This is a genomic window from Psychroflexus curvus (assembly GCF_020164585.1).
GTDB lineage: Bacteria > Bacteroidota > Bacteroidia > Flavobacteriales > Flavobacteriaceae > Psychroflexus > Psychroflexus curvus.
This window is the reverse complement of the sequence record NZ_JAIQZF010000035.1, coordinates 1-232: the sequence shown is the minus strand read 5'-3', so window position 1 is coordinate 232 and position 232 is coordinate 1. Positions and strand designations below refer to the sequence as shown.

Genomic DNA, 232 nt, shown 5'->3' with positions numbered 1-232 from the left:
CGACTAAAAAGTAGTCTCAGGCAGACTCGAACTGCCGACCTCTACATTATCAGTGTAGCGCTCTAACCAGCTGAGCTATGAGACTGTAGGCTTTATAATATGATAATTAAATTGACAATTAGAAACACAAAAGCTTATCCTTTTTGATACTTGATTAAAGCTTAATTAATTCCCTTTCTTTAAACGTCTACTACATCTTATCAGATGCAATACTCTAAAAAAGGAGGTATTC

General features: G+C 34.9%; 1 tRNA gene. It reads right to left on the bottom strand.

Annotation, left to right across the window (positions count from 1 at the left end):
• Positions 1–11: 11 nt before the first annotated feature.
• A tRNA-Ile gene (locus LB450_RS13660) sits at positions 12–85 on the bottom strand.
• Positions 86–232 lie beyond the last annotated feature (147 nt).